This window comes from Mycobacterium sp. NGS51 (assembly GCF_059812525.1).
In genome coordinates this window covers 1-2,311 of record NZ_JCALCV010000039.1, presented here as the reverse complement: position 1 = coordinate 2,311, position 2,311 = coordinate 1, and the positions used below count along the sequence as shown (strand labels likewise).

Here is a 2,311-nt window from a genome sequence, read left to right as displayed (position 1 = left end):
AACATGTAACGCTGCACCTAAATGCATTTCGGGGAGAACCAGCTATCACGGAGTTTGATTGGCCTTTCACCCCTACCCACAGCTCATCCCCTCAGTCTTCAACCTAAGTGGGTTCGGGCCTCCACGCGGTCTTACCCGCGCTTCACCCTGGCCATGGGTAGATCACTCCGCTTCGGGTCCACAACACACCACTACACCCCCTCACGAGGGATACGCCCTATTCAGACTCGCTTTCGCTGCGGCTACCCCACCCGGGTTAACCTCGCGACATGTCGGTGACTCGCAGGCTCATTCTTCAAAAGGCACGCCATCACCCCACCCACAAAGGGAAGGCTCTGACGGCTTGTAGGCGCACGGTTTCAGGTACTCTTTCACTCCCCTCCCGGGGTACTTTTCACCATTCCCTCACGGTACTAATCCGCTATCGGTCATCAGGAAGTATTCAGGCTTACCGGGTGGTCCCGGCAGATTCACAGCAGATTCCACGGGCCCGCTGCTACTCGGGGTACCTGCGCACAACAGACAGCATGTTTTCACCTACCGGGCTCTCACCGTCTACGGCAGACCATCCCAGGCCACTTCGACTAACACACTGTTTTCTCACTGCTGCCCCAGCCGGCGGACCGGAGAACACAGACCCCACAACACCACACACACAACCCCCGCCGGGTATCACATGCGCGCGGTTTAGCCATCCTCCGCGTTCGCTCGCCACTACTAACGGAATCACACTTGTTTTCTTCTCCTACGGGTACTGAGATGTTTCACTTCCCCGCGTTCCCCCCCACTGCCTATACATTCAGCAGTGGGTGACACGACATCACTCGTGCCGGGTTTCCCCATTCGGACATCCTCGGATCCACGCTCGGTTGACAACTCCCCGAGGCATATCGCAGCCTCCCACGTCCTTCATCGGCCCCTGATGCCAAGGCATCCACCATGCGCCCTAACACACTTACAAACACAAAAAAACACTCGACAAACAAAAACAATCATTTTGCTTGCTAGATGCTCGCAACCACTATCCACAACTCAAACACCACACCCCACCACCAAGATGGAGCGACAACACCAGGTGCTGCCTCAAAGCCCAATAGTGTGCCGGCAGTAAATGTTGACCACAAAACAGTCAAAGTTGTTGTGCACCCACCGAAACACCCACTACAGGCGCCGGCACGAAACTATCCCAACCGTGAAACCCCCACAGGCGTGAGGCACGAGGAAAAAATGGTGCTCCTTAGAAAGGAGGTGATCCAGCCGCACCTTCCGGTACGGCTACCTTGTTACGACTTCGTCCCAATCGCCGATCCCACCTTCGACCACTCCCTCCCACAAGGGGTTAGGCCATGGGCTTCGGGTGTTACCGACTTTCATGACGTGACGGGCGGTGTGTACAAGGCCCGGGAACGTATTCACCGCAGCGTTGCTGATCTGCGATTACTAGCGACTCCGACTTCACGGGGTCGAGTTGCAGACCCCGATCCGAACTGAGACCGGCTTTAAAGGATTCGCTAAACCTCACGGCATCGCAGCCCTTTGTACCGGCCATTGTAGCATGTGTGAAGCCCTGGACATAAGGGGCATGATGACTTGACGTCATCCCCACCTTCCTCCGAGTTGACCCCGGCAGTCTCTCACGAGTCCCCGGCATTACCCGCTGGCAACATGAGACAAGGGTTGCGCTCGTTGCGGGACTTAACCCAACATCTCACGACACGAGCTGACGACAGCCATGCACCACCTGCACACAGACCACAAGGGAAACCGCATCTCTGCGATCGTCCTGTGCATGTCAAACCCAGGTAAGGTTCTTCGCGTTGCATCGAATTAATCCACATGCTCCGCCGCTTGTGCGGGCCCCCGTCAATTCCTTTGAGTTTTAGCCTTGCGGCCGTACTCCCCAGGCGGGGTACTTAATGCGTTAGCTACGGCACGGATCCCAAGGAAGGAAACCCACACCTAGTACCCACCGTTTACGGCGTGGACTACCAGGGTATCTAATCCTGTTCGCTCCCCACGCTTTCGCTCCTCAGCGTCAGTTACTGCCCAGAGACCCGCCTTCGCCACCGGTGTTCCTCCTGATATCTGCGCATTCCACCGCTACACCAGGAATTCCAGTCTCCCCTGCAGTACTCCAGTCTGCCCGTATCGCCCGCACGCTCACAGTTAAGCCGTGAGATTTCACGAACAACGCGACAAACCACCTACGAGCTCTTTACGCCCAGTAATTCCGGACAACGCTCGCACCCTACGTATTACCGCGGCTGCTGGCACGTAGTTGGCCGGTGCTTCTTCTCCACCTACCGTCACC

2 rRNA genes are annotated in these 2,311 nt (G+C 56.8%); both read right to left on the bottom strand.

Going from position 1 to position 2,311, the window contains the following annotated elements:
- Positions 1-961 (bottom strand): 23S ribosomal RNA (locus AC5Y5W_RS24820); the annotation flags it as partial.
- A 280-nt stretch (positions 962-1,241) separates the two neighbouring features.
- Positions 1,242-2,311: ribosomal RNA gene (locus AC5Y5W_RS24815) — 16S ribosomal RNA — on the bottom strand; the annotation flags it as partial.